Here is a 26,280-nt window from a genome sequence, read left to right as displayed (position 1 = left end):
CGGGCGACAAATAGCGGAAATCAGCGGCGGCCGCGACCCTGGTGGCGGATGTTGGCAGGTCGTCCGCGCCGGCTCGTCGAAGGACGGCGGGTGCGGTCGCGGCGGTCGGTGGGGCCGCGCGAATAGCTTCCCTCGGGCAGTTCGAAGCGCAGCGCCCCGCTGACGGGATTGGCGTCGGTCAGGCGAAGCTGGAGCCGCTGGCCGACGCGATAGGCCTCGCCCGTCTCGTCGCCGATGAGCTGGCGCGAGGCCTCGTCGTAGCGGAAATATTCGCGGCCCAGGTCGCCGGCGGGGATGAGCCCGTCGCCGCCCAGCCCCTCGACGGTGGCGAAGATGCCGAACGGCTGGACCCCCGAGATGCGGCAGTCGAGCAGCGAGCCCACATGGTCGGCGAGATAGGCGGCGACATAGCGGTCGATGGTCTCGCGCTCGGCCTCCATCGCGCGGCGTTCAAGCATCGAGATATGCTCGCCAATGGCGGTGAACTCGGTCGCGTCTTCGGGCGGAAGGCCGCCCTCGCCAAGCTTGTAGGCGGTGACCAGCGCGCGGTGGACGAGGAGGTCGGCGTAGCGGCGGATGGGCGAGGTGAAATGCGCGTAGGAGGCGAGCGCCAGGCCGAAGTGGCCGAGGGTGTCGGGGGCGTAACGGGCCTGGGTCTGGGTGCGGAGCACCTGCTCCATGATCTCGGGGCGCGAATCATGCTCGCCGACGCGCTCGAGGATGCGGTTGAAGGTGGCGGGACGGATGGTCTGGCCGAGCGCGAACTCGAGCCCGAAGGTGGCGAGATAGTCCTTCAGCGCGACCAGCTTCTCGCGGCCCGGGGTCTCGTGGACGCGGTACATGACGGGCGCCTTCTTCGCCTCGAGCGCCTTCGCCGCGGCGACGTTGGCGGCGATCATGTAATCCTCGACGAGGCGGTGCGCGTCGAGGCGCTCGCGCGGGGCGACCGAGGTGATGCGGCCCTTCTCGTCGAGGACGACCTGCCGTTCGGGAAGGTCGAGCTCGAGCGGCTCGCGGGCATTGCGGGCGGCGAAGAGGGCGCGCCAGCAATCCCAGAGGGGCTTCAGCGCCTGCTCGACGAGGTCGGGTTCGACCCCGCCCTTGCCGTCGATCGCGGCCTGTGCATCCTCGTAGGCGATGTTGGCCGCGACCCGGATGACGGCGCGGGTAAAGCGCCAGCTCGCCAGGCGGCCGTCGGGGGCGACGACGAGGTGGCAGGCGAGCGCCGCGCGGTCGACGCCCTGCTTCAGGGAGCAGATGTCGGACGACAGTTCGTGCGGGAGCATCGGCACGACGCGGTCGGGGAAATAGACGCTGTTGCCGCGGCGGCGGGCCTCGCGGTCGAGCGCGCTGTCGGGGCGGACGTAGAAGCTGACGTCGGCAATGGCGACGATCGCGTCCCAGCCGCCATCCTCGCGCGGGGCGGCCCAGATGGCATCGTCATGGTCGCGCGCGTCGGCGGGGTCGATCGCGACGATGGGAAGGTGGCGCAGGTCCTCGCGGTCCTCGCCGAGCGGCAGGGTCGAGACCTTGCGCGCCTCGTCGACCGTCTCGGACGAAAATTCGTGGGGGAGGCCGTGCTTGTGGATGGCGATGAGGCTGAAGCTGCGCGGGGCGAAGGGATCGCCGAGGACGGCATCGACCCGGGCCGAGACGCGCGGGGGCTTGCCCGAGGGTTCGGCGAGGACGAGGTCGCCGGTCTCGGCCGCGCCGAGGTCGCCGATCGGCAGCTGGCGGCGCTCGCGCTTGTCGACGGGCTTCAGCCACTTCTTGCCGTCCTCGTCCTCGTGGACGACGCCGAGGATGAGGTCGGCCGAGCGCTGCAGCTTCTTCATCAGATGCGCGACCATCCCGGTCCCGCGCTCCTCGGTGCGGGCGAGGATCCGGTCATTGAGGGTGAGCGCCGAGCGGCGGCCCTTTTCGATCACGCGAAGCTTCGGGGGCGGCCCCTCCCCCTGCCAGCTGTCGGGGACGGCGATGGCGCCCTCCTCGACCGCGACGATGCGCAGCACGGTGACCTTGGGGACGCCGCCCGCGCGGTGGAAGGCGCGACCGGGGGCGCTGTCGATCAGGCCCTCGTCGGCCATGTCCTTGAGCAGCGCCTTGAGCATGATCTTGTCATGGCCGTGGAGGCCGAAGGCGCGGGCGATCTCGCGCTTGCCGGCGGGCTGGCCCGACTGGGTGACGAAGTCGAGGATCTGCTGGCGGGTGGGAAGGCCTGAGGCGGGCTTCTTGGGCAATGACGTTCCTTAGGTCGAGGTCTCGGCACGCGCTTCGAGAGCGACGCGCCGGGCCAGATGATGTTCCCGCCAGACAATGACGAGGCCCGACGCGATGATGACCGGCGCGCCGAGCCAGATGGAGACGCTTGGGCTTTCGGCGAACAGCCAGGCCCCGAGCAGGGTCGCCCAGAGGAGGCTGGTATAGTCCATCGGCATGACTAGCGCGACCGGCGCGAGGCGGAGGCTGGCGGTGAGGGTCAATTGCGCAAGCCCGCCGGCGAGCGCCATCACGCCAAGGATCGCGAAGGTGGTCGGATCGTGCGCGCGGCCGAAGTGGAGCATGAGGAGACCCAAGGGCACGAGGCTGCTGGCGGCGAACCAAAAGACCGTGGTCGAGGCCCGCTCGGTCGCGCCCAGCCGGCGGATGACGATGGTCACTGAGGCGGTCATCAGCGCGGCGACCAGCGCAACCGCGGCCCCGGCGAGCGGCACCCCGCCCGCCCCCGGCTGGACGATCAGGAGCACGCCGAGGAAGCCCGCCGCAACCGCGCCCCAGCGCCATCGGCCGGTCGGCTCGCCCAGCGTCACGGCGGCGAGGATGGTCGCGAAGATGGGCACGGTGAAGCCGATCGCGGTCGCCTCGGCGAGCGGGAGCATGACCATGGCGAGGAAGTTCAATCCCATGGCGGTGACGCCGAGCGCCATCCGCCCGACATGCGCGCCGATCCGGCGGGTGCGCAGCGAATTGAGGCCGGGACCGGCGAGGACCAGCCCCGCGGCGCAGACCGCCGAGCCGATCTGGCGATAGAACAGGCTCTCGACGACATGGACCCCGCGGGTCGCGGCGAGCTTCACGAGGGCGAACATGATCGCCAGCAGGAGCGCGGTCACCAGGCGCAGGAGGATCCCGCCGAGCGGGTGCTGCGCCGCGGGGCGGTCGGTGTCCAGGGAGCGGGAAGCCACGGCCGCCTCGCTAGGCGCGAAGGCCGCGGCGGGCAACTCAGCGGCCCAGCATCGCCTTTGCCATCTTCCGCGCGAAATTGCCCCAGGGCGGGCCCAGCCGCTCGAAGGCGATGAACGGCCCGGCCTTGAACACGCCGCGGGCGTGGCTGAAGCGCTTGAAGCCCTCCGCCCCGTGATAGGCGCCGATCCCGCTCGGGCCGACGCCGCCGAAGGGCAGGCTTTCCTGCGCGATGTGAAGGAGGGTCCCGTTGACCGTCGCGCCGCCCGAGACGGTTTTCCGCAGGACATGCGCCTGGACGTCCGAATCGCGCGCGAAGCAGTAGAGTGCGAGCGGCCGGTCGCGGCCGTTGACGAAGTCGATTGCGTCGTCGAGCCGGTGATAGGGAATGATCGGGAGGATCGGCCCGAAGATCTCCTCGGAGGCGAGGATGGTTTCCTCGGGCGCACCGATGACGATGGTCGGGGCGACCTTGCCGGCCTGTTCGGCAGCATCCTCGCCATGCGACAGGACGGTCGCCCCCGCCTTGCGCGCGGCGGCGATGGCGTCGAGCAGGCGCTGGCGATGGCGGGCGCTGATCACCCCCGAATAATCGGGATCGCGCGCGGGATCGGGATAGGAACGGCGGACCTCGGCGAGGAGCGCCTCAGCAAGCGCCTCGGCCTTGCCTTCGGGCACCAGCACATAATCGGGCGCGATGCAGGTCTGACCGGCGTTCAGGAACTTGCCGAAGGCGATCGAGCGCGCGGCCCTGGCCAGCGGATAGTCGTCGGCGACGATCACCGGCGACTTGCCGCCGAGTTCGAGCGTCACCGGCACGAGATTGGCGGCGGCGGCCTTGTAGACCTCGCGTCCGACCGCGGTCGAACCGGTGAAGAGGAGATGGTCGAACGGCAGCGAGGCGAAGGCCTTGCCGACCTCGACCCCGCCGGTCACCACCGCCACTTCTTCGGGATCGAAGGCTTCGGCGATGGCGGCGCGAAGGACCTCGCTGAAGGCCGGGGTCAGCTCGCTCGGCTTGATCAGCGCGCGATTGCCCGCGGCGAGGGCATCGACCAGCGGCGAAAGGGCGAGATTGAGCGGGTAATTCCAGGGACTGATGATGCCGATGACGCCGAGCGGCTCATATTGGACGAAGGCCCGGCCAGGCTGGAAGTTGAGGCCGACGTGCCGCTTCTCGGGCCGCATCCACCGGGCCACGCTCTTGCGCGCAAGGTCGATCGCCGAGAGCGTCGGCACCAGCTCCATCAGCTCGGTCTCGATCCGGGCGCGGGTCCCGAAATCGTCGGCGATGGCGGCGGCGAAGCGGTCGGCATTGGCCTTGACCATGATCTTGAGCCGCTCGAGCCGATCGCGGCGGCAGTCGCAATCGGCCGGCGCCTCGCGGCGCGAGGCGGCATGCTGCGCGTCGAACAGGGCCCGCATCGCCGCCAGCTCGGCCGAGGGCGGCTTGGAGGGATCGGCGTCGGCCATGGTGAAAGTCTCCTGCGGGTCGCTTGCCAGCAACGCTACGCCCTTGTCGAGGAAACAGGAAGCCGCTCGGCCGCCCTTATGGCGGCAACGAACGCAATCGACTTGGCAATGAGTCACTGAGGATAGCAGGCGGGCCTTTAGCCCTGAGTCTCGCTGTTACTTCGAACGAGGAACGCAAATGGCGTTGTACATTGTGAAATAGACTTCGCCTGGCTTGAGCGGCGCCGTCGGCTTCATCTGATTCATAAAGGCCTCACGAGCTTTGGCGCAAACGGCCATACTCGGGAAGATTTGCTTATCAACGACCGCGCCTCGATTAGTGGTGATGACAAGTACGGCGGAGGCCGCGGTCAGCAAGAGCATGGACGAACCCCAAATTTAGCTGCGAAAAACAGCGCCCCAGTCGATGTCGGCGTTCGGATCTCCCATCATGCGAACGATCTGGCGAATGCTGTTCATACCCGCACCGTTAAGCGGTGGTTCGCCCAAGTGTGCTGCAATGGCTTCGCGCACGAACTCAATGCCGTCACAAGCAAGTATAAAAGTCTGTTCGCTAACCTCGCCATTGAGCCGCTGCATCACCGCTTCCGAGATGTCGTCGAATCCATGCCTGGCAAAGGGCGCTACAAAGTCTTGTCCCGCCTTGTGAAAGGCAGAACACGCACCCTCAGACCATTCCTGCATCAGCATAGTGAAATTCTGATACCCGGCCTCAGCTGGCGAAATCTCGCCAGTTTCGTCGAAGAACATCGTCTCTTTGAGGATACCCAAATAATTCTCTCGGGTGGGAACCATGTGATCTCGAACGTAGGCATCGATATCAGCGCCGATGGCCTCGGCGAGTTTGGCGTAGCCTTGCTCCGCCTCCTCTACCTTCTTTCTCCCAAAGCCAAACACACGCCACCCCCTGATTACTCGTGGGCAACGTAACAGCCGAACACAAGCCGGCCAAGGAGCAGCCGTCGACTATAGATTCGTGAGAGATGCGGTAGAATGGGAAGGCACAAGCGCAGTGGCCCCGAGAAGTTACCGAGCCTAAGTTGCCTATTAACGGTCTTTGAATATTGAGCGCCCGGAATGATTGGCCGCCGCTTCGCTCTGGCCATCTCCGCGGCTTTGCCGCTCCGATTCCAAAGGTTCGTTCGGGCCGTGACCCGCCGGATACCAAAAAGGGCCCACCCCGATGGGGTGAGCCCTTTTTTGGTGGCTGGCGCGCCCGGAACGATTCGAACGTCCGACCCTCAGATTCGTAGTCTGATGCTCTATCCAGCTGAGCTACGGGCGCTTGCCGAGGCGGGCATCTAGATGCAGGTGGCCGAGCGCGCAACCCCTTGTTGGCCCGCTTTGCGCTGTTAGAGGAAAAGATATGTCGACGCGCCGCGCCCTTGCCCTGTCTCTCGCCGTCCTGCTGGCGGGCTGCGCGTCCACCGCGACGCCTCCCTCGCTCGCCCCGCGGGCGGCGGAAAAGATCGATCCGCGGCTGCCGGTGGTCGACACTTCGGCCGCGCTTCCCGCCGATCCCGCGCTCATTGCCGAGCTCCGCGCCGCCGAGGCCCGTGCCCGCAGCGCCGCCGCCGCCGCCGAGCCGGCGATCGCCGCGGCGCGCAATGCGGTCGGCGGCGCGGGCGCGCGCGAGAGCGAAAGCTGGATTGCGGCGCAGCAGCTGGTCTCGGCCGCGGTTGCCGCGCGCGGGCCCTTCACCACGGCGCTGGGCGATTTCGACCGGCTGATCGCGGCGCGGATCGTCAGCGGCGCGCGGCTGGTCCCGAAGGAACTGGCCGAAGCGAAGGCGAGCAGCGCCGAACTGGCCGCGCTCGATAGCCGGCAGGGCGAGGAACTGGACGCGCTGCAGCAGCGGCTGCGCTAGGCGAGCGCCTTCGCCCTGGCGGCGCGCCATTCGCCGGCGGTGATCCGCCACTGGCGGGTCTTCCCGAGCTCGGCATAGCGCGGGTCGAGGAAATCGAGCTCGGGCGCATAGGTCATGCCGAGCCGCTCCATCAGCCGCCAGCTCGGCTCGTTCTGGAGGAAGGTGACGGCGATCACCGAGGGCTCGGCGAAGCGGCCGAAGGCGAGGTCGAGGCAGGCGATGGCGGCTTCCTTGGCGATGCCCCTCCCCCAGGCCGCCTCGCGGAAGCGCCAGCCAATCTCCATCTCGCCGGCATTGGGGGCACCGGGATAGTTGATCCTTTTGAGCCCGCACCAGCCGAGGATCTCGCCGCTCGCGCGGTCCTCGACGATCCAGAAGGTGAAGCCATAGTCGCGCTGGTAACCGAGCAGGCGCTGGACGACCTCGTGCCATTGCTCGGGCGTCTGGAGCCCGCCGAGCCAGCGCATCACCGCGGGGTTGTTCATCACCGCGTAAAAGCGCGGCTCGTCCCCCTCCTCCCACTCGCGGAGGCGCAGGCGGGCGGTCTCGGCGACGATCTCAGCCATGGATCAGGCGGGCGGCGTCGATCGCGTGATAGGTGAGGATGCCGGTCGTCCCGGCGCGCTTGAAGGCGAGCAGGGTCTCGAGGATGAGGGCATCGCGCTCGCCCCCGCCGGCCGCGGCCATATGCTCGATCATCGCATATTCGCCGCTCACCTGGTAGGCGAAGGTCGGCACGCCGAACTCGCGCCGGACCGCGGCGACGATGTCGAGATAGGGCAGGCCCGGCTTCACCATCACCATGTCGGCGCCCTCGGCGATGTCGAGCGCGACCTCGCGCAGGGCTTCGGAGGCATTGGCCGGGTCCATCTGGTACGTGCGCTTGTCGCCCTTGAGGCGTCCGCCGCTGCCGACCGCGTCGCGGAACGGGCCATAGAAGGCCGAGGCATATTTGGCGGCATAGGCCATGATCGCGACATTGCGCTTGCCCGCGCCCTCGAGCGCGGCGCGGATCGCGGCGACGCGGCCGTCCATCATGTCCGACGGCGCGACGATGTCGGCCCCGGCCTCGGCCTGGACGAGCGCCTGGCGGGTCAGCATGTCGCTGGTCTCGTCGTTGAGGACGTAGCCCGACGCATCGACGAGGCCGTCATGGCCGTGCGCGGTATAGGGGTCGAGCGCGACGTCGGTCAGGACCCCGATTTCGGGGCAGGCGTCCTTCACCGCTTTCACCGCGCGGCAGATGAGGTTGTCGGGGTTGAGCGCTTCCTCGGCCCCCTCGGTGCGGAGACTGCCGGGCGTATTGGGGAAAAGCGCGACGCAGGGGATGCCGAGCTCCCAGGCGGCCTTCGCCCGGGCGCCGATCCGGTCGACGGTCCAGCGGCTGACCCCTGGAAGCATCCCGATCGGCTCCTCGCAGCCCTGCCCCTCGCAGATGAACAGGGGCAGGATGAAATCGCTGGGATGCAGGCGGTGCTCGGCGAGCATCGCGCGGATCCACGGGGCGGCGCGGCCGCGGCGCAGGCGCAACGCGGGAAAAGAAGCGGTCATGGCCGCAATCTATGGCGGCACTGAACGCCAAGTCCAAGCATTGAGGCCCCTGATGACCAACGATACGCTTCCGAAACAGGCCGTCCTCATCGTCAATGCCAAGAGCCGGAATGGCGCCGATGCCTTCGAACAGGCGCGGCGGCAGCTGACCGAGCGCGGGGTCGAGCTGCTCGCCGCGCAGGCGATCGACGATCCCACCCGGATGCAGGACACGGTCCGCGCGGCCCTCAAGGCCAAGCCGCCGATGATCATCGTCGGCGGCGGCGACGGCAGCCTGTCCTCGACGGTGGACGACTTTCTCGGGACCGAGACGGTGTTCGCGATCCTGCCGCTGGGCACCGCCAACAGCTTTTCGCGGACCCTGGGCTTCGGGCCCGACCTCGATGCGGCGATCGATACGATCGTCACCGGGCGCAAGCTCCGGATCGACCTCGGCGCGATCGACGGCGATTATTTCGTCAATGCCGCCGCCATGGGGTTGTCGCCGCTGATCGCGGAGACCGTGCCGCACCGCCTGAAGCGCGTGCTGGGGATGCTCGGCTACATGATCTGGGCGATCCGCGTCGCCTTCCAGTTCCGCCCCTTTCGCCTCCACGTCCATGACGGGACGACGCTTCACAAGGCATGGGCGACCGAGGTCCGGATCGCGAATGGCCGCTTCCATGGCGGGATCGAGCTGATCGAGGGCGCCGACCTCCAGTCGGGCGACATCGTGGTCCAGGCGGTGACGGGCAAGAGCCTCGTCAACCTGTCGTGGAGCTGGTTCACCTCGCTGTTCAAGCTGCGGGCGCGCAAGCAGACGGTGACCGAATATCGCGGCCGCAAGCTGCGAATCGAGACCCGGCCCAAGCAGAAGATCTCGATCGACGGCGAATTGTCGGCCGAAACCCCGGTGACGGTCACGGTGGCGCGGGCGGCGGTGTGGGTCGCCGCGCCGCGCGAGGATCAGACCGCCGCGGGCTGAGTCCGCCCCGCTCCCATCTTCGCCTGCCGCCAGTGGCCCGAGCGATAATAGAGGATCGCCAGCACCAGGTTGACGAGGGTCGAGGCGGGGAAGCTCCACCAAAGGGCGTCGGGGCCGATCAGCGGCTCGCCCAGCCACGCCACCCCGAGCCGGACCGGCAGCAGGCCGATGGCGAGGATCACCAAGGGCCCCACCACCGCGCCATTGGCCCGCACGGTGCCGAACAGGACGAGCGTGATCCCAAACAGGAGGAAGCTCCAGGTCGCGATCCACTGGATGTGCATGGCGATCGGCAGCGCCGGGCTGTCCATCCCCAGGAACAGGCCAAGCGCGGGCTTTTCGAACAGGAGGAAGAGCGCGATCAGGCTGGCGGTGATGATGAGGGTCTGGACGACCGCGGTGCGGGTGATCTGGGTTACCCGGTCCCAGCGGCCGGCGCCGATGTTCTGCGCCGTCATCGCGCTGACCGCCGCGCCGAACGCCATCGCGGGCATCTGGATATAGGTCCACAGCTGCATGGTGACGCCATAAGCGGCGGTGGTGTGGACCCCCTGCCGGTTGACGAGGCCGACGAGCAGCAGGCTCGAGAGCGAGATGACGATCATCTGCAGGCCCATGGGGAAGCCCTTGAAGACGATCGACTTCAGGGTCGGTCCGAACGGGTTGAGATAGGCGAGCTCGGCCCCGCGCAGCCGCAGGACAAGGTCACGCGCGTAGATATAGATGACCAATCCGGCGAGCGCGACCCAGTTGGCGATGACGGTGGCGGTGGCCGAGCCGGCGATGCCCATCTTGGGGAAGGGTCCGATGCCCGCGATGAACAGCGGATTGAGGCCGCTGTCGAGGATCACCGCGAGGATCATGAACCACAAGGGCGTCAGGCTGTCGCCCGAGCCGCGCAGCGCCATCATCGACATGACGAGGAGGATGGTCGGCGGCATGCCGAGGAAGATGACGCGGAGATAGGCGTCGGCGAGCGGGACGGCTTCGGCCGGGGTGCCGAGGAGGCCGAGGATGTGGGGGGAAAGGAACCAGCCGCCGATCGCGACCAGGGTGCCGAGCAGGGCGAAGAAGCCCACGGCATTGCCATAGGCGCGGCGCGCGGAGTCGATGTCGCGGCGACCGAAGGCCTGGCCGATGAGGATCGAGCTCGCCATCGAGAAGCCGAAGGTGAAGGCGGTCAGCACGAACACGGTCATGTTCGCATTGGCGGTGGCGGCAAGCGCGTCCTCGCCGATCAGTCGACCGACCCAGGCGGCGTTGATCGAGCCGTTGAGCGACTGGATGATCGACGAGCCGAGCGTCGGCAGCGCGAAGGCGAGCAGGGTACGCGCGATCGGTCCCTGCGTCAGGTCACGGCGGTTCGGACTCTGGGCGCTGGGGCGCGGGGCGTCGGCTTCGGCCATTCACTCTCCTTGGACGGTCACCCCAAACGCGCCAAGGCGGCCGAAAGTCGCTCTGCCTCGGCCGACCTGGTCTCATGGTCGGCCCGCGCCTTGGCGACGGCTTCGGGCTTGGCCCGCTCGGCGAAGGCGGGATTGGCGAGACGCGCGGCGAGGCTGTCGCGTTCCTTCGCCGCCGCCTCGATGGCCTTGGCGAGGCGCGCCTTCTCGGCGTCGAGGTCGATCGCGTCGCCCAGCGGGAAGGCGATGGTCGCGCCCGCGGCAAGGATCTGGGCCGAGCCCGGGGGCGGCGCGTCGGCGGCGACCGGCGGGGCGACCTTGACCATCCGGGCGAGGATCGCCTCGCCCTTGGCCAACCGGTCGAGCGCCTCGGCCGAGCCGCCGATCACGTGGGGCACGAGGCTCGCGGTCCACGGCACGTTGAGTTCTGCGCGGAGCGCGCGGACCCCGGCGACGACGTCGACGAGGCCGTCGATCTCGGCCTTGGCGGCGGGATCGACTTGGGCGTTCGGCTCAGGCCATTTGGCGACGATGAGGTCGTAAGGGCGCTCACCCATGCCATGCCACAGCTCTTCGGTAACGAACGGCATGAAGGGGTGGAGCATGACGAGGATCTGGTCGAACACCCAGGCGGCGACCGCGCGGGTTTCCTCGTCGAAGCTGCCCTTGATGAGCTCGACGTACCAGTCGCAGAAACTGCCCCAGGTGAAGTGGTAGATGGCGTCGGCCATGCCGTCGAAGCGCAGTTCGGCGAAGGCGCGGTCGAGCTTCGCCAGCGTTTCCACCACCTCGCCGATGATCCAGCGATTGACCGGAAACGTCGCGGACGGCGCCTCGATCGAGGCCGAGGCCCCCACCCCGTTCATCTGCAGGAAGCGGGCAGCGTTCCACAGCTTGGTCGCGAAGTTGCGATAACCCTCGACGCGCTTCTCATCCAATTTGATGTCGCGGCCCTGGCTTTCCATCGCCGCCATGGTGAAGCGCAAGGCGTCGGCGCCATATTTGTCGATGAGGCCCAGGGGATCGACGGTATTGCCCTTGGACTTGCTCATCTTCTGGCCGGCGGCGTCGCGGACGAGGCCGTGAAGGTAGAGCGTCTTCCACGGCACCTCGTCCATGAACTCCAGCCCCTGCATCGCCATCCGGGCATCCCAGAAGAACAGGATGTCGAAGCCCGAGATGAGGACGTCGTTGGGATAGTGGCGGGCGAGGTCGTGGGTCTGCTCGGGCCAGCCGAGCGTGGCGAAGGGCCACAGCGCCGAGCTGAACCAGGTGTCGAGGACGTCGGGATCCTGCGTGAGCGCGCGGTCGTCGCCGGCCTGGGCCTGCGCTTCCTCGGCGGTCATGGCGACGAAGGCGTTGCCGTCGGCGTCATACCAGGCCGGGATGCGATGGCCCCACCAGAGCTGGCGCGAGACGCACCAGGACTGGATGTTCTCGAGCCAGTTGTACCAGGTCTTGGACCAGCTTTCGGGGACGATCTTGATCTCGCCCGAGCGGGTCGCGGCCATGGCGCGGTCGGCGAGCGGCTTGACGTCGACATACCATTGGTCGGTCAGCCACGGCTCGATCACCACGCCCGAGCGGTCGCCGAACGGGGTGGCGATGGTGCGGTCCTCGACCTTGACCAAAGCGCCCTCGGCGTCGAGCAACTCGACCACGCGGCGGCGCGCGTCGAAGCGCTCGCGGCCGAGCAGTTCTTCCGGCACGAGGCCGTCCTGCGTCTGGCAGACATTGGCGGCGGCATCGAGCATGTTGAGCATCTCGCCGGCCTTCAAGCCCGCGCGCTTGCCGACTTCGAAGTCGTTGAAATCATGGCCCGGCGTCACCTTGACCGCGCCGCTCCCGAGCTCGGGATCGGCATGTTCGTCGGCGACGATGGGGATCAGGCGGCCGGTGATCGGCAGGCGGATCTGCTTGCCGACGAGCGCGGTGTAGCGCGAGTCCTCCGGGTGCACCGCGACCGCCATGTCCGCGAGCATCGTCTCGGGCCGGGTGGTCGCGACCTCGATATGCCCCGAGCCGTCGGCGAGCGGGTAGCGCAGGGTCCAGAATTTGCCCGGAACCTCCTTGGTCTCGACCTCGAGGTCGGAGATGGCGGTGCCGAACCTCGGGTCCCAGTTCACGAGGCGCTTGTCGCGGTAGATGCGGCCGCGCTTGTGAAGCTCGACGAACACCTTGAGCACGGCCTGCGAGAAGCCCGGGTCCATGGTGAAGCGCTCGTTCGACCAGTCGCACGAGGCGCCGAGGCGGCGGAGCTGGCGGGTGATCTGGCCGCCGCTCTCCTCCTTCCATTCCCAGACCTTGGCGACGAAGTCGTCGCGGGAAAAGTCGGTGCGCTTCTGCTGGCGCTCGTTCAGCTGGCGCTCGACCACCATCTGGGTGGCGATGCCGGCATGGTCGGTGCCGACCACCCACAGGCTGTCCTTGCCCTGCATGCGGGCGTGGCGGACGAGAATGTCCTGCAGCGTATTGTCGAGCGCGTGGCCGATGTGGAGGCTGCCGGTGACGTTGGGCGGCGGCATGACGATGGTGAAGGGCTCGGCGTCGGGCCGCTCGGGCCGGAACTGGCCGGTCCTTTCCCAATGGTCGTACCAGCGGGCCTCGATCGGACCCGGCTCGAAGGTCTTCGGCAGTTCGGTCATGAAGTGCCCGTTAGCGGGCCTTTTTCGTCATTGCGAGCCGCAGGCGAAGCAATCCAGCGTCAGGACGTGGATTGCTTCGCTTCGCTCGCAATGACGAGGCTTTATTGCGCCGGGGTCGAGCCCGTCCACTTGTTCAGCCAGTTGCCGACCTCGCGGTACCACTGGATCGAGTTCTGGGGCTTCAGCACCCAGTGGTTCTCGTCCGGGAAGACCACCAGCCGCGACGGGATGTTGCGGCGCTGGAGGGCGGTGAAGGCGGCGATCCCCTGGGTGTAGGGGATGCGATAATCCTTCTCGCCGGTGATCACGAGCTGCGGAGTCTTCCACTTGGCGACGTGGTTGACGGGGTTCCAGCGCTCGAACGCGGCGGGGTCCTCATAATAGGCCTTGCCGCCATGCTCCCACTCGTCGAACCACAGCTCCTCGGTCTCATAAGCCATGGCGCGGGCGTCGAACACGCCGTCATGCTGGACGATGCACTTGAAGCGGTCGGGCCACTGCCCTTCGATCCAGTTCATCATGTAGCCGCCGTAGCTGGCGCCAAGCGCGCAGGCATTATCGGCCTGGAGCTGGGGGTCCTGCGCGGTGGCGAAGGCGAGGCCCTTCTGGAGGTCCTCGAGCGGCCAGCCGCCCCAGTTGTTGCGGATCGAGTCGGTGAAGGCCTGGCCGTAACCGGTGGAACCGTGGAAATCGACGCTGACCACTGCATAGCCGCTGCCGAGGTTGGCGAAGGCGCGCGGGTTCCAGCGATAGGACCAGCCGTTGCCGAAGCTGCCCTGCGGGCCGCCGTGGACGACGAAGGCGATCGGCAGCGTCTTCGACACCACCGGCTTGACCTTGATGCCCCAGACCTTGTCGCCATTGGCGCCGGTGAAGCTGAAGCGGTCGACGGTGACGGGGTCGAGCTCGGCCAGCAGCGCCTTGTTGACGGCGGTGAGCTGGACCGGCTTGCCCTTGCCCCGGAGCAGGAACAGGTCGTCGGGGGCCTGGATGCTGTTCGAGGTGTAGAGCAGCGCGCCATTGGGCAGCGCATGGACATTGCCGGTGTGGCCCTCGCCGGTCAGCCGGGCGACCTTGCCGCTGGCGACGTCGACCCGGAAGATCGGGGTCTCGAGCGTGTCGTCCGCGGTGACGAGGATCGACTTGCCGTCGGGGGCCCAGGCGATCGAGCCGACCGAGCGGTCCCAGCCCTGGGTCAGCGCGCGGACCCGGCCCGAGGCGAGGTCGCGCAGCATCAGCACCTGGCGGTCGGCCTCGTAGCCGGGGCGCGCCATGGCGAAATAGGCGAGCGTCCGGCCGTCGGGCGAGACGGTCGGCAGGTTGTCGGTCGCGTCATTGTCGGCGGTGAGGTTGGTCGGTTCGGCCGAACCGTCGGCTGGCGCCGCGAAGATGTCGAGGTTGGTCGAGGTCGGCTCGATCCGGCCGGCCTCGCGCAGCGCGAAGAAGACGGTCTTGCCATCCTTCGACCAGTCGATCTCCTCGCCGCCGCCGAAGGGCTTGGAGGGGGTGTCGCCGACGAGGCTGCCGGTCACCCGGGTGCCGAAGCCCTGCAGGCGGCCGCCGGCAATCGGGAAGGTGTAGATGCGGCTCTTGGTGCCGGGCTCGGCCCAGGTGTCCCAGTGGCGGACGAAGAGCTGGTCGTAGGTGCGGCCCGAGCCCGGCTCCTTGGCGGCGAAGGTGGTCGCGGCGCAGGCGAGGTCGGGGCAGTCGCGCTGGTCGGCCCAGACGAGCACCGCGTCCCCCTTGGGCGAGAGCTTGAAGCCGCCGACGTCGGCGCCGAAGTCGCTCATCACCGCGGCCTGGCCGCCGAGCGGCATGCGGTGGAGCTGGTCGCGGTCGCCCACGGCCTTGAGGAAATAGAGCGCGCCATCGGGACCGAAGACCGCGTCATGGCCGCCCTCGGCGCCGGCGATCGGCTGGGGCGCACTGCCCGGCTTCGACAGGTCGAGCAGGTGGAGGACGTTGTTGCGCTTGTTCTTGGCGAGGTCGGTGGTCGACAGGCTGAAGACGGCATAGCGGCCGTCGGGGGACACTTCCGGCGCACCCAATCGGCGCATCATGTGCATGTCGGTGGCGGTCATCGGCCGGGCGCTAGCGACGGTCGGGGCGAGAACGGCGGCAACGGCCGCCAGCAGCAGCATACGCTTGGTCATGGCGGCAGGGGGTAGCAGCGCGGCGATGAACCGCAAGTGCCGGTTGCAGCAGCGCCCTTCGACTTCGCTCAGGGCGAACGGCCGTGAGAAGTCGTTAGTCCTGAGCGGAGCGCCGAAGGCGCACAGTCGAAGGGCGGTGAACTAGAGCGGCTGCCCCGTGATCCGGGCGACTTCACGCTTCACATGCTCGTCGACGATCGCGGGGAGATGCTGGTCGAGCCACTCCTTGAGGACCGGGCGGAGCATGTCGCGGACGACCTGTTCGAGCGGGTTGACCGCGGGCGGCGGGGGCGCGGCGGCGGCGACTTCCTGGAGCGCGACGAGGCGGGCGCGGCTGGCCTCGGCGGCATCCTCGCTGACCAGCGGCGGGCCGAGGTCGACGGGCGGCAGGTTCATCTCCTCGACCACCGGCTCGTCGAGCTCGAGGATCTCGTCGGGCTCCTCAGCCGCGGCGGCGGTGAACTCGGCCTCGGGCGCGGCGGCGGGGGTGGTGACCTGCCCGCCCGAACGCAGCTCCTTTTCCTCGGCGATCACTTTCTTGATCGACGCGAGAATGTCTTCCATCGAAGGTTCGCGGCCCGGCATGACGCCTTGCTAGCGTCAACGCTGCGGGGTTGCCACCCCTGCCGGCGGTCCCGCGACCGGGGTTTCGGCCGGCGTGACGGTGCGGGTCGACTGCGGCACGTGCCGGGGATCGTTCGACCAGTCGTTGATGTTGCCCGCGACGCGCCGGTAATTGCCGGTCGGATCGTAGAGCGGACCGCCGTCGAGCCCGAGGTCGTCGGCCTCGGCCTGGCCCATGGCGTTGAGGAGCTGGAATCCCGCGACATAGGCGTCGCGGCGCGCGGTCACGAGCTGGACCTGCGCGTTCAGCAGTTCCTGCTCGGCGTTCAGCACCTCGATGACGGTGCGGGTGCCGACGCTGCGCTCGGCCCGCGCGCCCTCGAGCGCGAGGCTGGCGGCCGACACCGCGACGTCGTTCGACTGGATCGCGCGCTTGGCGGCCTCGTAGGTGGCGAAGGCCGAGCGGGTGTTGGCGACGACCAGTCGCTCGGTCCCGATCACCTGCTCGAGGAACTGGCCCTCGATCGCCTGGGCCTGGCGGATTCGGGCCGCCGGGGCACCGCCTTGATAGAGCGGGATCCGGGTATTGAGGCCGATGCTGGTCGCGGTGCCCGAGCGCGGGAAGCCGTTCGACTCGCCGCCGATGCGATTGACGTAATCGCCGCTGAGCACCCCCGAGAGGGTCGGCAGGCGGTCGGCGCGGGCGGTACGCACGTCGATCCCCGCGGCCTCGGCCTGGCGGACGATGGCGATCACGTCGGGATTGTTGGCGACCGCGATGCGAACGGCCTCGTCGGCGGTGGCCGGCATCGGCGGAAGCGGCGGCGGCGAGGCCAAAGCATCGGGCGAACGGCCGATGATCCGGCGGTAATTTTCCTCGCTGGTCGCAAGCCGGGCTTGGACGTTGGCAAGCTGCGCGCGCTGGAGGCTGAGGCGCGATTCGCTCTGCGCGACGTCGGTGCGGGTGACGTCGCCGATCTCGAAGCGGTCGCGGGTCGCCTCGAGGTTGGTGCCGAGGACCTTGATCTGGTTCTCGTTCAACTCGACGATCGCGCGGTCGCGGATCACGTCCATGTAGGCGGCGACGGCGTCGGTGAAGACGTCGCCTTCGACCGCGCGCAAGGTCGCGCGGCCGGCCTCGACCCGGGTCTTGGCGGCGGCGATCGAATTCTTGACCCGGCCGCCCTGGAACAGGGGTACGCTGAGGTCGACGCCGCCCGAGATGGTCGGCCCCTTGGGCGAGCCGGTGTCGAGGATGCCCGAGCGGGTGAGGTCGCGGTTGACCCCGACGGTGCCGGTGACCTGCGGCCGGGCGCCGGCGCGGGCGATTGCGACATTGGCGTCGGTCGACTTCAGCGCCTCGCGCTGGGCGTTCAGGGTCGGGTTGGTGCGATAGGTCGAGACGAGCGCCTCGCGCAGCGTGTCGGCGGCGGCGGGGCTCGACAGGGCCAGCGCGGCGACGGCGCAGCAGGCGAGAAGGCGTGACAAGGTGGGGATGCTCCCGGGCTTAGAACGTGAAGACGGGCGGACGGGCGAATCCCGGCAGGGGCGCCATGCTCGCGTCGGCGATCGACCTGGAGCCGAAGCCGTGAACCGAGCGTGTCCCGGTGACGAGGCGCGCGACCCCGCCCTCGACGAGGCCGGCGCCGAGGCGGCCGCCGACCGCGAGCTGGTCGATGAGCGCGTCGGGGAGATGCTCGACCAGGCCATCGACGAGGATCACGTCGAACGGACCCGCGGCGGGGGCACCGGCTTCGAGCGGCCCTTCGACCACCGTGATGCCCGGCACGGCGCGCAACGCCGCGAGCAGCGCCGGATCACTTTCGAGCGCGGTGACCGCGAGCCCCATTTCGGCGAGCACGGCGGCGCTGTAGCCGGTGCCGGCACCGACCACGAGCGCCCGCTCGCCGGGACGGCAGGCCAGCTCGGTCAGGAGGCGGCCGACGCTGGCCGGCGGGCTCAGCGCGCGCCCCTCCGAGAGGGGCACGATGCGGTCGATATAGGCGGCCGCGGCGGCCTCCTCGCCGACGAAACGCTCGCGCGCGACGCTGGCCATGGCGCCGACGACGAGCGGGTCGGTCACCGCCTGCGGGCGAAGCTGGCTGTCGACCATCGCGCGACGGGCAGCGGCAAAATCCATGTTCTTCCTCTTGGCGATCGGGCTGTCTTATCGCAATAAGACACTCAAAGTTCAACCGCCCATGTAACGGCCCCTGCCCCCGACGCCAAGCAAGTGCGCCGCCGTTCGTCGATGCTACAGGCCCCGAGGTCGAGTGGGTCCGCGGCGCTGCTTGGCTTGGGGGGCAAGCTCGGCTCTAATTGCACGCGCTCAAGTGTTTGTGATTCGGGCAGGAGTTTTGATCAGTCCATGCGGTTGCCGACCCTTTTTGCCGTGCTCCTGCTGGGCGCGGCCCCGCTCGCCGCCGCGGCCCCTGCCCCTGCCCCTGCCCCTGCCCGTAATGCCGCCCCGTCCGCCGGCTGGATGCGCGGCGAGGGACTGGCGGTCGATCCGGCGCTCCGCCTCGGCACCCTCCCCAACGGGATGCGCTTCATCATCCGCCAGAACCGGACTCCGCCGCGCGAGGCGTCGGTGCGGCTGAGGATCGATACCGGGTCGCTGAACGAGGCCGAGGACCAGCGCGGGCTCGCCCATTTCCTCGAGCATATGGTGCTGAACGGGACCGAGAACGTCCCCGAGGGCGAGTTCGTGAAGCGGCTCGAGCGGCATGGCCTGAGGTTCGGGCCCGACACCAATGCCTCGACCGATTTCGGGCAGACGGTGTTCAAGCTCGACCTTCCGCAGACCGACAAGGACACGCTCGACGAGGCCTTCTTCCTGCTGCGCGAAGTGGCGGGCCGGGCGACACTCAACGCGGGCGCGATCGACCGCGAGCGTGGAATCGTCCTGTCGGAGGAGCGCGCGCGGGCGAGCCCCTCCTATCGCCAGCTGACCGACGAACTGGCCTGGCTCTATCCCGGCCAGCTGCTCCCCAATCGCCTGCCGATCGGGACCACCGAGGTCATCCGCACCGCGCCGCGGCAACGGCTGCTCGACTTCTACCGGGCTTGGTACCGGCCCGAGCGGGCGACGCTGATCGTCGCGGGCGACGTCGACCCGGCCGAGATCGAACAGCGCATCCTCAAGCAATTCGGCGACTGGAAGGGGGTCGGTCCCGCCGGCACCCCCGCCGACCAGGGCCGGCCGGCGACGCGGTCGCCCGACGCGCGGGTGTTCGTCGATCCCGCCATCGCCGCCGCGGTGACCTTGAGCTGGGTGCGGCCGCCCGACCTTTCCCCCGACAGCGCCGACAAGCGCCGCCGCGACCTCGAGGACCAGCTTGCCGCGACGATCCTCAACCGCCGGCTCGAGAAGCTCGCGCAACGCGACGACAAGCCGCCCTTCGTGAGCGCGCGGCTGTCGCTCGGCGACACCGAGAAGACCGCCGAATCGACCGCGCTCTCGGCGCAGGCGCGGCTGGGCGACTGGAAGAGTGCGCTTGCCACGATCGACCAGGAGCAGCGCCGGCTGGTGCAATATGGGGTGACCGCCGACGAGGTCGAGCGCGAGCTGACCGGGGTGCGCGCGGCGCTCGACGCGAGCCTCGCCGCGGCCTCGACCCGGACCAGTAATGCGCTGGCCGAGACCCTGGTCGCGGCGGTCGACCGCGAGACGGTGGTGACCTCGCCTGCTGACCGGCTTGCCTTCTTCAACGCCATCGAGGGCGGGCTCACCCCGGCGGCCGTCCATGCTGCCGCGAAGCGATTATTCGCCGGCAACGGCCCCCTTCTCTACCTGACCCTGCCCCGCCCGACCGCGACCCGCGAGGCCGCGCTCGCCGCCTATCGCACCTCGCAGCAGGTGGCAGTGGCGGCGCCGCTCGCACAGGCCAAGGTGGCCTGGCCCTACGACCGCTTCGGCACGCCCGGGACGGTGGCCGAGCGCAAGGAATTCGCTGCGATCGGGACCACCCACGTCCGCTTCGCCAATGGCGTGCGGCTGACCGTCCGGCCGAGCCAGAGCCGCAAGGAGCAGATCCTGGTCAGCGTCCGCTTCGGCCATGGCCGGCTGGCGATGGACCCGGCGGGCTTCAGCCCCGAATGGGCGCTCGGCCAGGCGCTGATCTTCGGGGGGACGGGCAAGCTCGACGCTGACCAGGTCAATCGCGCCATGACCGGCAAGCTGGTCGGGGCCAATTTCGCGGTCGAGGACGATCGCTTCGTGCTCGGCGGGGCGACCCGCCCGGCGGACTTCAGGACCGAGCTTCAGCTGCTCACCGCCTACATGACCGACGCTGCCTGGCGACCGCTTGGCTGGGAGCGGCTGAAGGCGCAGGCCAACAGCTTCCACGACCGGTTCGAAAGCTCGCCCGGCGGGATGCTCAGCCGCGAGCTGGGCCTGATCCTGCGGAGCGGCGACAAGCGCTGGGGCATTCCCGACCGGGCGATGATGAAGGCGAGCAGCATCGCCGACGGCCGCGCCCTGCTCGAGCCCGCGCTCAAGGCTGGCCCGGCCGAGGTGATCATCGTCGGCGACATCGACGTGGAAACCGCGATCGCCGAGACGGCGGCGACCTTCGGGGCGCTTCCGGCGGCGACCGGCCCTGCCCCCGCGGCCGGCCCGATGCGGTTCCCGGCCGCGCCGTCGGGTCCGATCACGCTCTTCCACAAGGGCCGCGACGACCAGGCGGTGGGCCTCATCGCCTGGCCGACCACCGGCTATGGGCCGCGGACCCGCCAGGAATCGCGCAAGCTGTCCCTGCTGGGATCGGTGTTCCAGCTTCGGCTAACCGAGCAGCTGCGCGAGAAGGAGGGGGTGAGCTATTCGCCGGGGGCCGGAAGCGCGGCCTCGCAGACCTGGGGCGATTATGGCTATCTCGCCGCGCAGGTCGAGGCGCCGCCAGCCAAGCTCGACGGCTTCTTCGCCGAGGCGCAGCAAATCGCCGCCGACCTTGCCGCGAAACCGATCGACGCCGACGAGCTCAACCGGGCGAGGAAACCCCTGCTCGCCTCGATCGAGCGCACGCGCGACGGAAACGGCTTCTGGCTCGGCGCGCTCCAGGACCTCGGGACCGATCCCTTCACCTTGCAGTCGATCCTGACCCAGCAGGCCGATTACGAGGCGATCACCCCGGCCGACCTCCAAGCCGCCGCGCGGCGCTACCTGGTGGCCGGCGACTCGGTGAAGGTGAAGGTCGTGAAGGGCGATCCGAAACTGAAGATCATCCCGCCTTATCCCAAGGGAACCGTCGGCATGGTGGTCGACAGAGATTGACAGTACGGCGGCGGTCGGGCTTAGGCACCCGCATCCCGCGTCGAGGCCCGATGGCGGAGTGGTGACGCAGAGGACTGCAAATCCTTGCACGCCGGTTCGATTCCGGCTCGGGCCTCCATTTCCCTACCGCTTGGGTTTTGCAACAATGTTTCGCAGCCCATAAGCTGTCTTTTTGCAGCCCATAAGCTGTCAGCTTGTCTTCGCGTTGCTATTTGCAACGGTTCTCAGCTTGACTCCTTTAGCTCGCCAGAGCCCGCAGGGTCATTCAACCCTAAGCAGGTACGTCGAGAAGAACGCGACTGAAGGTCGCCGTAAGCAAATAAGAGCGGTTGCGGCTCGACTCGGGGAGCGGAGCTTCGCTATTGGAGCTTCTTCGCATTCCGGCCGAAGTGGCCGCGCGTCGAACCGGTACCCTTTTGACGAGCCCGTCTAAGTCCGAAACTTCGTTCTATTTCTTCGACAGGTCTAACTGGAGCTTGTCGCGATAAACGCCGATGCGCTTGGTCGCCCTCCTAACGATATCATCAAAGAATAGCGTCTCGGCGTAGAGCTCGCCAAGGTTGCGGCCAGTCTCCGGATCCTGAAGCGGCGTCGATCGAAAATAGCCGTGGCCAGCGGCAAAACGCGTCCACCCGGCCATGCGAAGCGGGGCGACGGTGTCGCCGATGAGGTAGCCGTAGAACTTCTTCAACCGACCATTCGACTTAGCGGCCAGCAGATGCGCATATTCCGACAGGTCGCCGACGTGGTCATCCAAGCTGACCCCCGGCGCCTTAAACTCGATGATGATAGCCGACCCCTCCTTGTCGAAGATCGCGATATCCGGGCGCATCGCACCATTCTCTTCGGCCCGTCGGCGCAGCGTCGCTGCCAGCTCATCATCGATGCCGGGATCGAATAGCTTTTCGCCGTCGTTCCACTCGATTTCGGAGAGCGGTTTATCTGAGGCGATGTAGTCGTAGTATTGATACTCTTCGCTCAGCAGCCAAATATCGTGATCAGAGGTCTCAAGGCTGTCCCTCTTCATTGGGAAGAAGATGCTATGGATGACGCGCTCGTCTTGGCGACGGACGCCCTCCGCCACGACCTGCACTGCAAGCTGGCGCTTGCAGGCCAGCGCAAGGATTTCGACAATGGCTGCCCTGCGAACCACCAGCTGCGAAAGGTTCGCCATATCGAACGTCTTCAGCGAAGAGGCGTATTTCCAAGAGAGCTCATTGATCTTTTGCCGGAAGTTCGCCGTGTGGGGCTCCGCCTTCTCAATCTCCTCCCTTAGGTCAAAGATCTCCGCAGTATCGGCGATTATGCGTTCCTGATACTTCCTCAGCACGCGCTCCGCGACTGACTTAGCGTTGTCGCCATAGACCACCCGCGTGTCGGTATCGGCGAGCATGCCAGGGTTAACCCCGAACCTCTCGGCGGCATCGGCGATGACGTCGTCGCGGCTCCAGCCAGACGGGGAGACCATCGCCTCAATTATCGGATCGATACAATCGTAAATGCCAGCGTATGACACCTTCTCTTCATCAAACAAATCGCCAGTCGGGATCTCGTTCGGTATTCCTTCAAACCCGTCACGCTGCTCATTGACGCGGCGGTCGAGTAGCTCACTTTCGATCAGCACGATGTGATGAAAGCCGTCGAGCGGCCGATTCTGTTCGCTGACGGTGCGTAGATAACGGCGGGTGATGTCCTGCACGGGCGAGGACTTCGCACAGAAAGAAATGGCGTTGCGAGGCAAGTCGAAGACGCTCGCATCAAGCTTGTAATGCGACAGAGTGAAATTAGCATAACTACCAAGCGGACTGCCGGCCTGCGGATCCCGTTCTTCGACCAGAACCGACTTCACCTCCGTCACGGGCGGAAGGTCGGCGGCGGTAAGGGTCAGGGTTTCGATCCGGCCGTGCGGGTTCTTCGTTTGGAAGGAGATGCTGAACTGACCAAGTTCGGTCTTCAAGCTGACCAGCCGCTGCAAGAACGCGACCAACATGTATCGCCGCATATTGGCGGCTGAGAAGATCTCGCTTGGAGTGTCGATGCGATAGAAGCGCTCACGGACTCCAGGCTTGAGAGTGTCTAGAGTGATCGTGGTTCCGATGTCGCCCGCCTCACCCTCGCTGACTGTGAAGTCTGTCCGGTCAATCTTCTTGCGGGCTGCGACTAGTGGAAGCGTGCGTGTCAGTACCTTGCCGTCACTCTGATAGGTGCTGCGAATGCCAACTCGTTCAAAATGATGAAAATACTGGATGCGTCCCGCACCCTTACACTTGCCAATTCCGGCAATCGAAAGATCGTCTTTGTAGGACGTATCCTTGGTGAGAAAAGCCTCCATCTGCTCCTCTCCAAGGCCACACCCGTTGTCAGTGCACGAGATGCAAAGGTCTTGTGCGCCATCGACGACGCTAGTGGTCAGTACCTCAGCGACTACTCTGACATCCAGACTTCGCACTAATGGGTCCTGATGCTGCCGGATCAGGAAGGAATCGATCGAATTCGAGATTAGCTCTTCTAGAACAACATAACGGTTCGCACTGATCTTCGTGTTCTTGAGGCTTCCGCGAATGTCGAGCGTCATTTCTGTATCCGTCGGATGCTCTGATGGGGACTTCTGATGGCGAGGCTGCTGGGAAGTCAAGAAGCCTCCCGCTAAGAGCGTCGGCTGTTCGCCTGCTCTCGCGCAAGAGCGACCCGCTACTCGTTAGCAAAACCCGGCAGCTCCAGCTGCTCGCCAAATACCGGGAACATCAAAGGCGCTTTCTCATCTAGAAGCGCTTGCGACAAGGCAAGGAAGTTAGGGAAGCAACCCACTACATTGTTCGGGTAAAGCGAACGTTCCGTCTCCGCTACACGCGCGAACGTCTCGTCGTTCAGTTCTCTGCTGATGAAGGCGCGGAGGATGGGTCCCGGCCGATATCCCCACAACAAAATTCTCCGGACGGCGCGCAGCAAGTTGCCGTCGACGGAGGGGTTTGGCAACAGGTTGACCTCGATGGTTCGGCTCGCAAGGCGACCAAGATACCCCGGTAGCGCGTGGAGCCTCCGCTCCCCGATCTCGTAGCAGATCGCATCGCAGTCAAAGAACGTAGTATGCACAAGGTCCGCGAGGGAATGCACCTCGACGAGACCAACGGCGGCTGCCCAAGTGTTTGGTAGCGACCAGAAGTCCACCTTCCAGTGCGGGTGGGACGAAGAAAAGCCGCCGAAGCGATTGGGTGTGGCGTTGAGCTCCGCAGCTAGCTCTGCCACCCGCCCGGGGCTCGCGTCGATGACCAGATCAATATCGGATCTGAAGCCGACCTTTCCGCGCCGAGCAATGTCCCGCACTAGCCCGCCGATGATCGCAATTCGTCCCAGCGGCTCGAACTGAGCCGCGATAAGTTCGCGCAGGCGCCTTATCGGTACAGCCTGCTCGCGCCAAAGGTAGTCGTCGACCCGCCTTTTTAACTTGGGCAAACTATCTGGAGGATGCACCTACTGCATGTCCTTCACGTCATCCCAGAGCTTGATGGCGAAACTGTCGGTCATGCCAGAGAGCATGTCTGTCAGTAGTCTGAGTTCGCGGTATCGAACCGAACCCGCGATGCCGGGAGCTTGGGCCGATCGGGCCGCGTCCTCGATGTAGTTCTGACTGATAAGTGCGAAAACATACTTGCTCTTTGCCCCAGAGCGGCGGGCCAGAATGTTCTCGAAGTCTTCAGTAGGTCGGTCATGGATCGCATCCCAGAACGCGCTCATCAGGCCGTCAATGGCTTCGGCGCCATATGCCTCCATGCGCAGCACGCCAGGATTGCCAAAGGCATGTTGGCGCGCGAGCTCCTTGAGCTTGTCGCAAAGATCACTGTCATCCATCAGCGGCGTGCGGTGACTGAAGGCGTTGATCGCCTTCCCAGCCAGAACGTATCCTCTGCTGGCGTGTTCAATTAACGCATCGATGAAGTAGGCTCGCAGATAGCCTATCTTGATGTCGCGTGCGAGTTCCGGTCGGCGTCCTGCGCACTCGATCTCTTCGAACTTCGTCTGTGCTTTCCGGACGGCCTCGTGCGACTTCGTCTTGTCATCGGCGCGGAGGCTGGCGAGCACGTCGTCTGGCGAGATGACGCCCTTCTTCATCGCGTCGTCGACGTCCAGCACCGAATAAGCAATATCGTCACAGGCCTCCATGATCCAGGTAAGTGGATGGCGCTGGCCCTCCGCGAGACCCGTATCGGAACGAAGCCGCTCGACGAGGGCCCGCTCGGACTCGAAGTACCCGTATTTTTTGGCGATCTTGTTGTTCTTGTCGCGATTTGCTGCGCTTACAGGGTACTTGATGGCTGCAACAAGAGTGGCTGTGGTCAAATCAAGACCCAGGTGAGCGATGTTCGTCTGCAATTTTGAAATGAGCCGCAGTGTCTGGGGGTTGCCGTCAAACTTCAGGAATTCCGGGTGCATCTCATCCGGGATAGACACAGGCAGGCCGCGACTTCCCTTGCCGTGGTTCGTAAATATCCAATCCTTCCTGAGCTCGAACCAGCGGCCAATGGCCGCTTCGCCTTGGTGCCCGAACGGCGGATTCCCAAGGTCGTGCGCGAGGCCGATGGCTGACAGCATTGGCTGTATCACTTGGTGCAGGTCTACGCCCGAGAACAGCTGGGACTGGGCGCCGTAGATCCGGGTACCGATCGAGCGCGCAAGGTTCGCAACTTCGTGCGAATGGGTTAGGCGCGTTCTCACGCCATCATTGGCGTCCATGGGCCAGACCTGCGTCTTGTCCGACAGACGCCGGACTGGCGTTGAGAATAGCAGTCGATCATAGTCCTGCTGGAACCGAGACCGAAGGCCCTCTCTACTCGGCTGTTCCTCCGCACCGGGAGTCTCACCTACCCGCCAGTCGGACCAGATCGTCACCATCCCCTGAAACCCTCACATTGTTGCCGCCGCCGGATAGGCTTTCACTGCGAAGCCGCCAAGCAAGCGATCGAACGAATGCTAACTTCTAGAACGTAAGGGGAACGGATGGTGCTAGCAATCTCTCGTTTGCACAGTTCCGTACGATTGAGATGATTGTCATTTTTGCCGGATTCGCATGGGGAGCGTATGCTTCCGGCTTCTCCGGCCTAGAAACAGCCATTCCGCTTACCACCACTCGAGACTGCCGGAATGCTGTCGGCCTGAGCGGCGATAAGTGGCCGCTACCCGACCGTCAGCTTTTCGGCTCAAGACCGA

At 66.7% G+C, this 26,280-nt stretch carries 19 protein-coding genes and 2 tRNA genes; 4 read left to right on the top strand and 17 right to left on the bottom strand.

The window, feature by feature from the left end:
* Window positions 1-20: 20 nt before the first annotated feature.
* From rnr to BS69_RS0102565, 6 genes are all read right to left on the bottom strand, one after another.
* Window positions 21-2,240 (bottom strand): ribonuclease R, encoded by a 2,220-nt coding sequence (gene rnr, locus BS69_RS0102590; protein ID WP_029940426.1) that lies wholly within the window; start codon window positions 2,238-2,240, stop codon window positions 21-23.
* 9 nt (window positions 2,241-2,249) lie between these two features.
* Window positions 2,250-3,185, bottom strand: coding sequence for a DMT family transporter (locus tag BS69_RS0102585; protein WP_245605094.1), 936 nt, complete (start codon window positions 3,183-3,185; stop codon window positions 2,250-2,252).
* A gap of 37 nt (window positions 3,186-3,222) precedes the next feature.
* Entirely contained in the window at window positions 3,223-4,656 is a 1,434-nt protein-coding gene (locus BS69_RS0102580) for a coniferyl aldehyde dehydrogenase (RefSeq protein WP_029940424.1), read from the bottom strand.
* Window positions 4,657-4,812: 156 nt separating this feature from the next.
* Window positions 4,813-5,019, bottom strand: a complete 207-nt coding sequence (locus tag BS69_RS14380) for a hypothetical protein (RefSeq protein WP_029940423.1) — start codon at window positions 5,017-5,019, stop codon at window positions 4,813-4,815.
* Between the two features lie 15 nt (window positions 5,020-5,034).
* A complete protein-coding gene (locus BS69_RS0102570; RefSeq protein WP_029940422.1) occupies window positions 5,035-5,553 on the bottom strand; it encodes a hypothetical protein in 519 nt (172 codons plus the stop codon).
* A 311-nt stretch (window positions 5,554-5,864) separates the two neighbouring features.
* Window positions 5,865-5,941 (bottom strand) — tRNA-Arg (locus BS69_RS0102565).
* An 81-nt stretch (window positions 5,942-6,022) separates the two neighbouring features.
* On the opposite strand from BS69_RS0102565, the gene BS69_RS13030 reads away from it, so the two are divergent.
* Entirely contained in the window at window positions 6,023-6,523 is a 501-nt protein-coding gene (locus BS69_RS13030; protein WP_051676475.1) for a hypothetical protein, read from the top strand.
* Here the strand turns inward: BS69_RS13030 and BS69_RS0102555 are convergent.
* Together BS69_RS0102555 and hemB are read right to left on the bottom strand one after the other, a co-directional pair.
* Entirely contained in the window at window positions 6,520-7,089 is a 570-nt protein-coding gene (locus tag BS69_RS0102555) for a GNAT family N-acetyltransferase (RefSeq protein WP_029940420.1), read from the bottom strand. The genes BS69_RS13030 and BS69_RS0102555 overlap by 4 nt on opposite strands.
* Window positions 7,082-8,074 carry a porphobilinogen synthase gene (gene hemB / locus BS69_RS0102550; RefSeq protein ID WP_029940419.1) on the bottom strand — a complete coding sequence of 331 codons (993 nt, stop codon included), beginning with the start codon at window positions 8,072-8,074 and terminating at the stop codon, window positions 7,082-7,084. The genes BS69_RS0102555 and hemB overlap by 8 nt, the downstream gene beginning before the upstream one ends.
* A gap of 52 nt (window positions 8,075-8,126) precedes the next feature.
* On the opposite strand from hemB, the gene BS69_RS0102545 reads away from it, so the two are divergent.
* Window positions 8,127-9,038 (top strand): diacylglycerol/lipid kinase family protein, encoded by a 912-nt coding sequence (locus BS69_RS0102545; protein ID WP_029940418.1) that lies wholly within the window; start codon window positions 8,127-8,129, stop codon window positions 9,036-9,038.
* On the opposite strand, the gene BS69_RS0102540 is transcribed toward BS69_RS0102545, so the two are convergent.
* The 6 genes from BS69_RS0102540 to BS69_RS0102515 form a co-directional block, all read right to left on the bottom strand.
* A complete protein-coding gene (locus tag BS69_RS0102540; protein WP_051676474.1) occupies window positions 9,020-10,444 on the bottom strand; it encodes an MATE family efflux transporter in 1,425 nt (474 codons plus the stop codon). The two genes, BS69_RS0102545 and BS69_RS0102540, sit on opposite strands and share 19 nt — an antisense overlap.
* A gap of 17 nt (window positions 10,445-10,461) precedes the next feature.
* Entirely contained in the window at window positions 10,462-13,086 is a 2,625-nt protein-coding gene (locus tag BS69_RS0102535) for a valine--tRNA ligase (RefSeq protein WP_029940416.1), read from the bottom strand.
* A gap of 101 nt (window positions 13,087-13,187) precedes the next feature.
* A complete protein-coding gene (locus BS69_RS0102530; protein WP_037504340.1) occupies window positions 13,188-15,239 on the bottom strand; it encodes a S9 family peptidase in 2,052 nt (683 codons plus the stop codon).
* Window positions 15,240-15,380: 141 nt separating this feature from the next.
* Window positions 15,381-15,824, bottom strand: coding sequence for a DUF2497 domain-containing protein (locus BS69_RS0102525; RefSeq protein ID WP_029940414.1), 444 nt, complete (start codon window positions 15,822-15,824; stop codon window positions 15,381-15,383).
* A 15-nt stretch (window positions 15,825-15,839) separates the two neighbouring features.
* Window positions 15,840-17,291, bottom strand: coding sequence for a TolC family outer membrane protein (locus tag BS69_RS0102520; protein WP_051676473.1), 1,452 nt, complete (start codon window positions 17,289-17,291; stop codon window positions 15,840-15,842).
* A gap of 19 nt (window positions 17,292-17,310) precedes the next feature.
* Complete coding sequence (locus BS69_RS0102515; protein ID WP_029940412.1) at window positions 17,311-17,943, bottom strand: protein-L-isoaspartate O-methyltransferase family protein; 633 nt, start codon at window positions 17,941-17,943, stop codon at window positions 17,311-17,313.
* A 228-nt stretch (window positions 17,944-18,171) separates the two neighbouring features.
* Here BS69_RS0102515 and BS69_RS0102510 point away from each other — a divergent pair, with 228 nt between their 5' ends.
* Both BS69_RS0102510 and BS69_RS0102505 read left to right on the top strand, forming a co-directional pair.
* Window positions 18,172-21,075, top strand: a complete 2,904-nt coding sequence (locus BS69_RS0102510; protein WP_156956840.1) for a M16 family metallopeptidase — start codon at window positions 18,172-18,174, stop codon at window positions 21,073-21,075.
* Between the two features lie 44 nt (window positions 21,076-21,119).
* Window positions 21,120-21,193: transfer RNA gene (locus BS69_RS0102505), tRNA-Cys, on the top strand.
* Between the two features lie 330 nt (window positions 21,194-21,523).
* On the opposite strand, the gene BS69_RS0102500 is transcribed toward BS69_RS0102505, so the two are convergent.
* The 3 genes from BS69_RS0102500 to BS69_RS0102490 form a co-directional block, all read right to left on the bottom strand.
* Window positions 21,524-23,650 carry a hypothetical protein gene (locus tag BS69_RS0102500; protein WP_029940410.1) on the bottom strand — a complete coding sequence of 709 codons (2,127 nt, stop codon included), beginning with the start codon at window positions 23,648-23,650 and terminating at the stop codon, window positions 21,524-21,526.
* Between the two features lie 116 nt (window positions 23,651-23,766).
* Window positions 23,767-24,546: a hypothetical protein gene (locus BS69_RS13025; protein WP_156956838.1), complete on the bottom strand. Its 780-nt coding sequence runs from the start codon at window positions 24,544-24,546 to the stop codon at window positions 23,767-23,769.
* Window positions 24,547-25,965 carry a deoxyguanosinetriphosphate triphosphohydrolase family protein gene (locus BS69_RS0102490; protein ID WP_051676471.1) on the bottom strand — a complete coding sequence of 473 codons (1,419 nt, stop codon included), beginning with the start codon at window positions 25,963-25,965 and terminating at the stop codon, window positions 24,547-24,549.
* Window positions 25,966-26,280 lie beyond the last annotated feature (315 nt).

It is taken from the genome of Sphingomonas astaxanthinifaciens DSM 22298, assembly GCF_000711715.1.
GTDB classification, from domain to species: domain Bacteria; phylum Pseudomonadota; class Alphaproteobacteria; order Sphingomonadales; family Sphingomonadaceae; genus Sphingomicrobium; species Sphingomicrobium astaxanthinifaciens_A.
Note: the sequence above shows the minus strand (reverse complement) of the source record. Positions and strands in the feature narration are given on the sequence as shown.

Bases quoted from the DNA above. Each gene is read 5' to 3' on its own strand.
- BS69_RS0102580 (WP_029940424.1), bottom strand. From the start codon at position 4,656: ATGGCCGACGCCGATCCCTCCAAGCCGCCCTCGGCCGAGCTGGCGGCG.
- BS69_RS14380 (WP_029940423.1), bottom strand. From the start codon at position 5,019: ATGCTCTTGCTGACCGCGGCCTCCGCCGTACTTGTCATCACCACTAAT.
- BS69_RS13030 (WP_051676475.1), top strand. From the start codon at position 6,023: ATGTCGACGCGCCGCGCCCTTGCCCTGTCTCTCGCCGTCCTGCTGGCG.
- BS69_RS0102555 (WP_029940420.1), bottom strand. From the start codon at position 7,089: ATGGCTGAGATCGTCGCCGAGACCGCCCGCCTGCGCCTCCGCGAGTGG.
- hemB (WP_029940419.1), bottom strand. From the start codon at position 8,074: ATGACCGCTTCTTTTCCCGCGTTGCGCCTGCGCCGCGGCCGCGCCGCC.
- BS69_RS0102545 (WP_029940418.1), top strand. From the start codon at position 8,127: ATGACCAACGATACGCTTCCGAAACAGGCCGTCCTCATCGTCAATGCC.
- BS69_RS0102540 (WP_051676474.1), bottom strand. From the start codon at position 10,444: ATGGCCGAAGCCGACGCCCCGCGCCCCAGCGCCCAGAGTCCGAACCGC.
- BS69_RS0102535 (WP_029940416.1), bottom strand. From the start codon at position 13,086: ATGACCGAACTGCCGAAGACCTTCGAGCCGGGTCCGATCGAGGCCCGC.
- BS69_RS0102530 (WP_037504340.1), bottom strand. From the start codon at position 15,239: ATGACCAAGCGTATGCTGCTGCTGGCGGCCGTTGCCGCCGTTCTCGCC.
- BS69_RS0102525 (WP_029940414.1), bottom strand. From the start codon at position 15,824: ATGCCGGGCCGCGAACCTTCGATGGAAGACATTCTCGCGTCGATCAAG.
- BS69_RS0102515 (WP_029940412.1), bottom strand. From the start codon at position 17,943: ATGGATTTTGCCGCTGCCCGTCGCGCGATGGTCGACAGCCAGCTTCGC.
- BS69_RS0102510 (WP_156956840.1), top strand. From the start codon at position 18,172: ATGCGGTTGCCGACCCTTTTTGCCGTGCTCCTGCTGGGCGCGGCCCCG.
- BS69_RS0102500 (WP_029940410.1), bottom strand. From the start codon at position 23,650: ATGACGCTCGACATTCGCGGAAGCCTCAAGAACACGAAGATCAGTGCG.
- BS69_RS0102490 (WP_051676471.1), bottom strand. From the start codon at position 25,965: ATGGTGACGATCTGGTCCGACTGGCGGGTAGGTGAGACTCCCGGTGCG.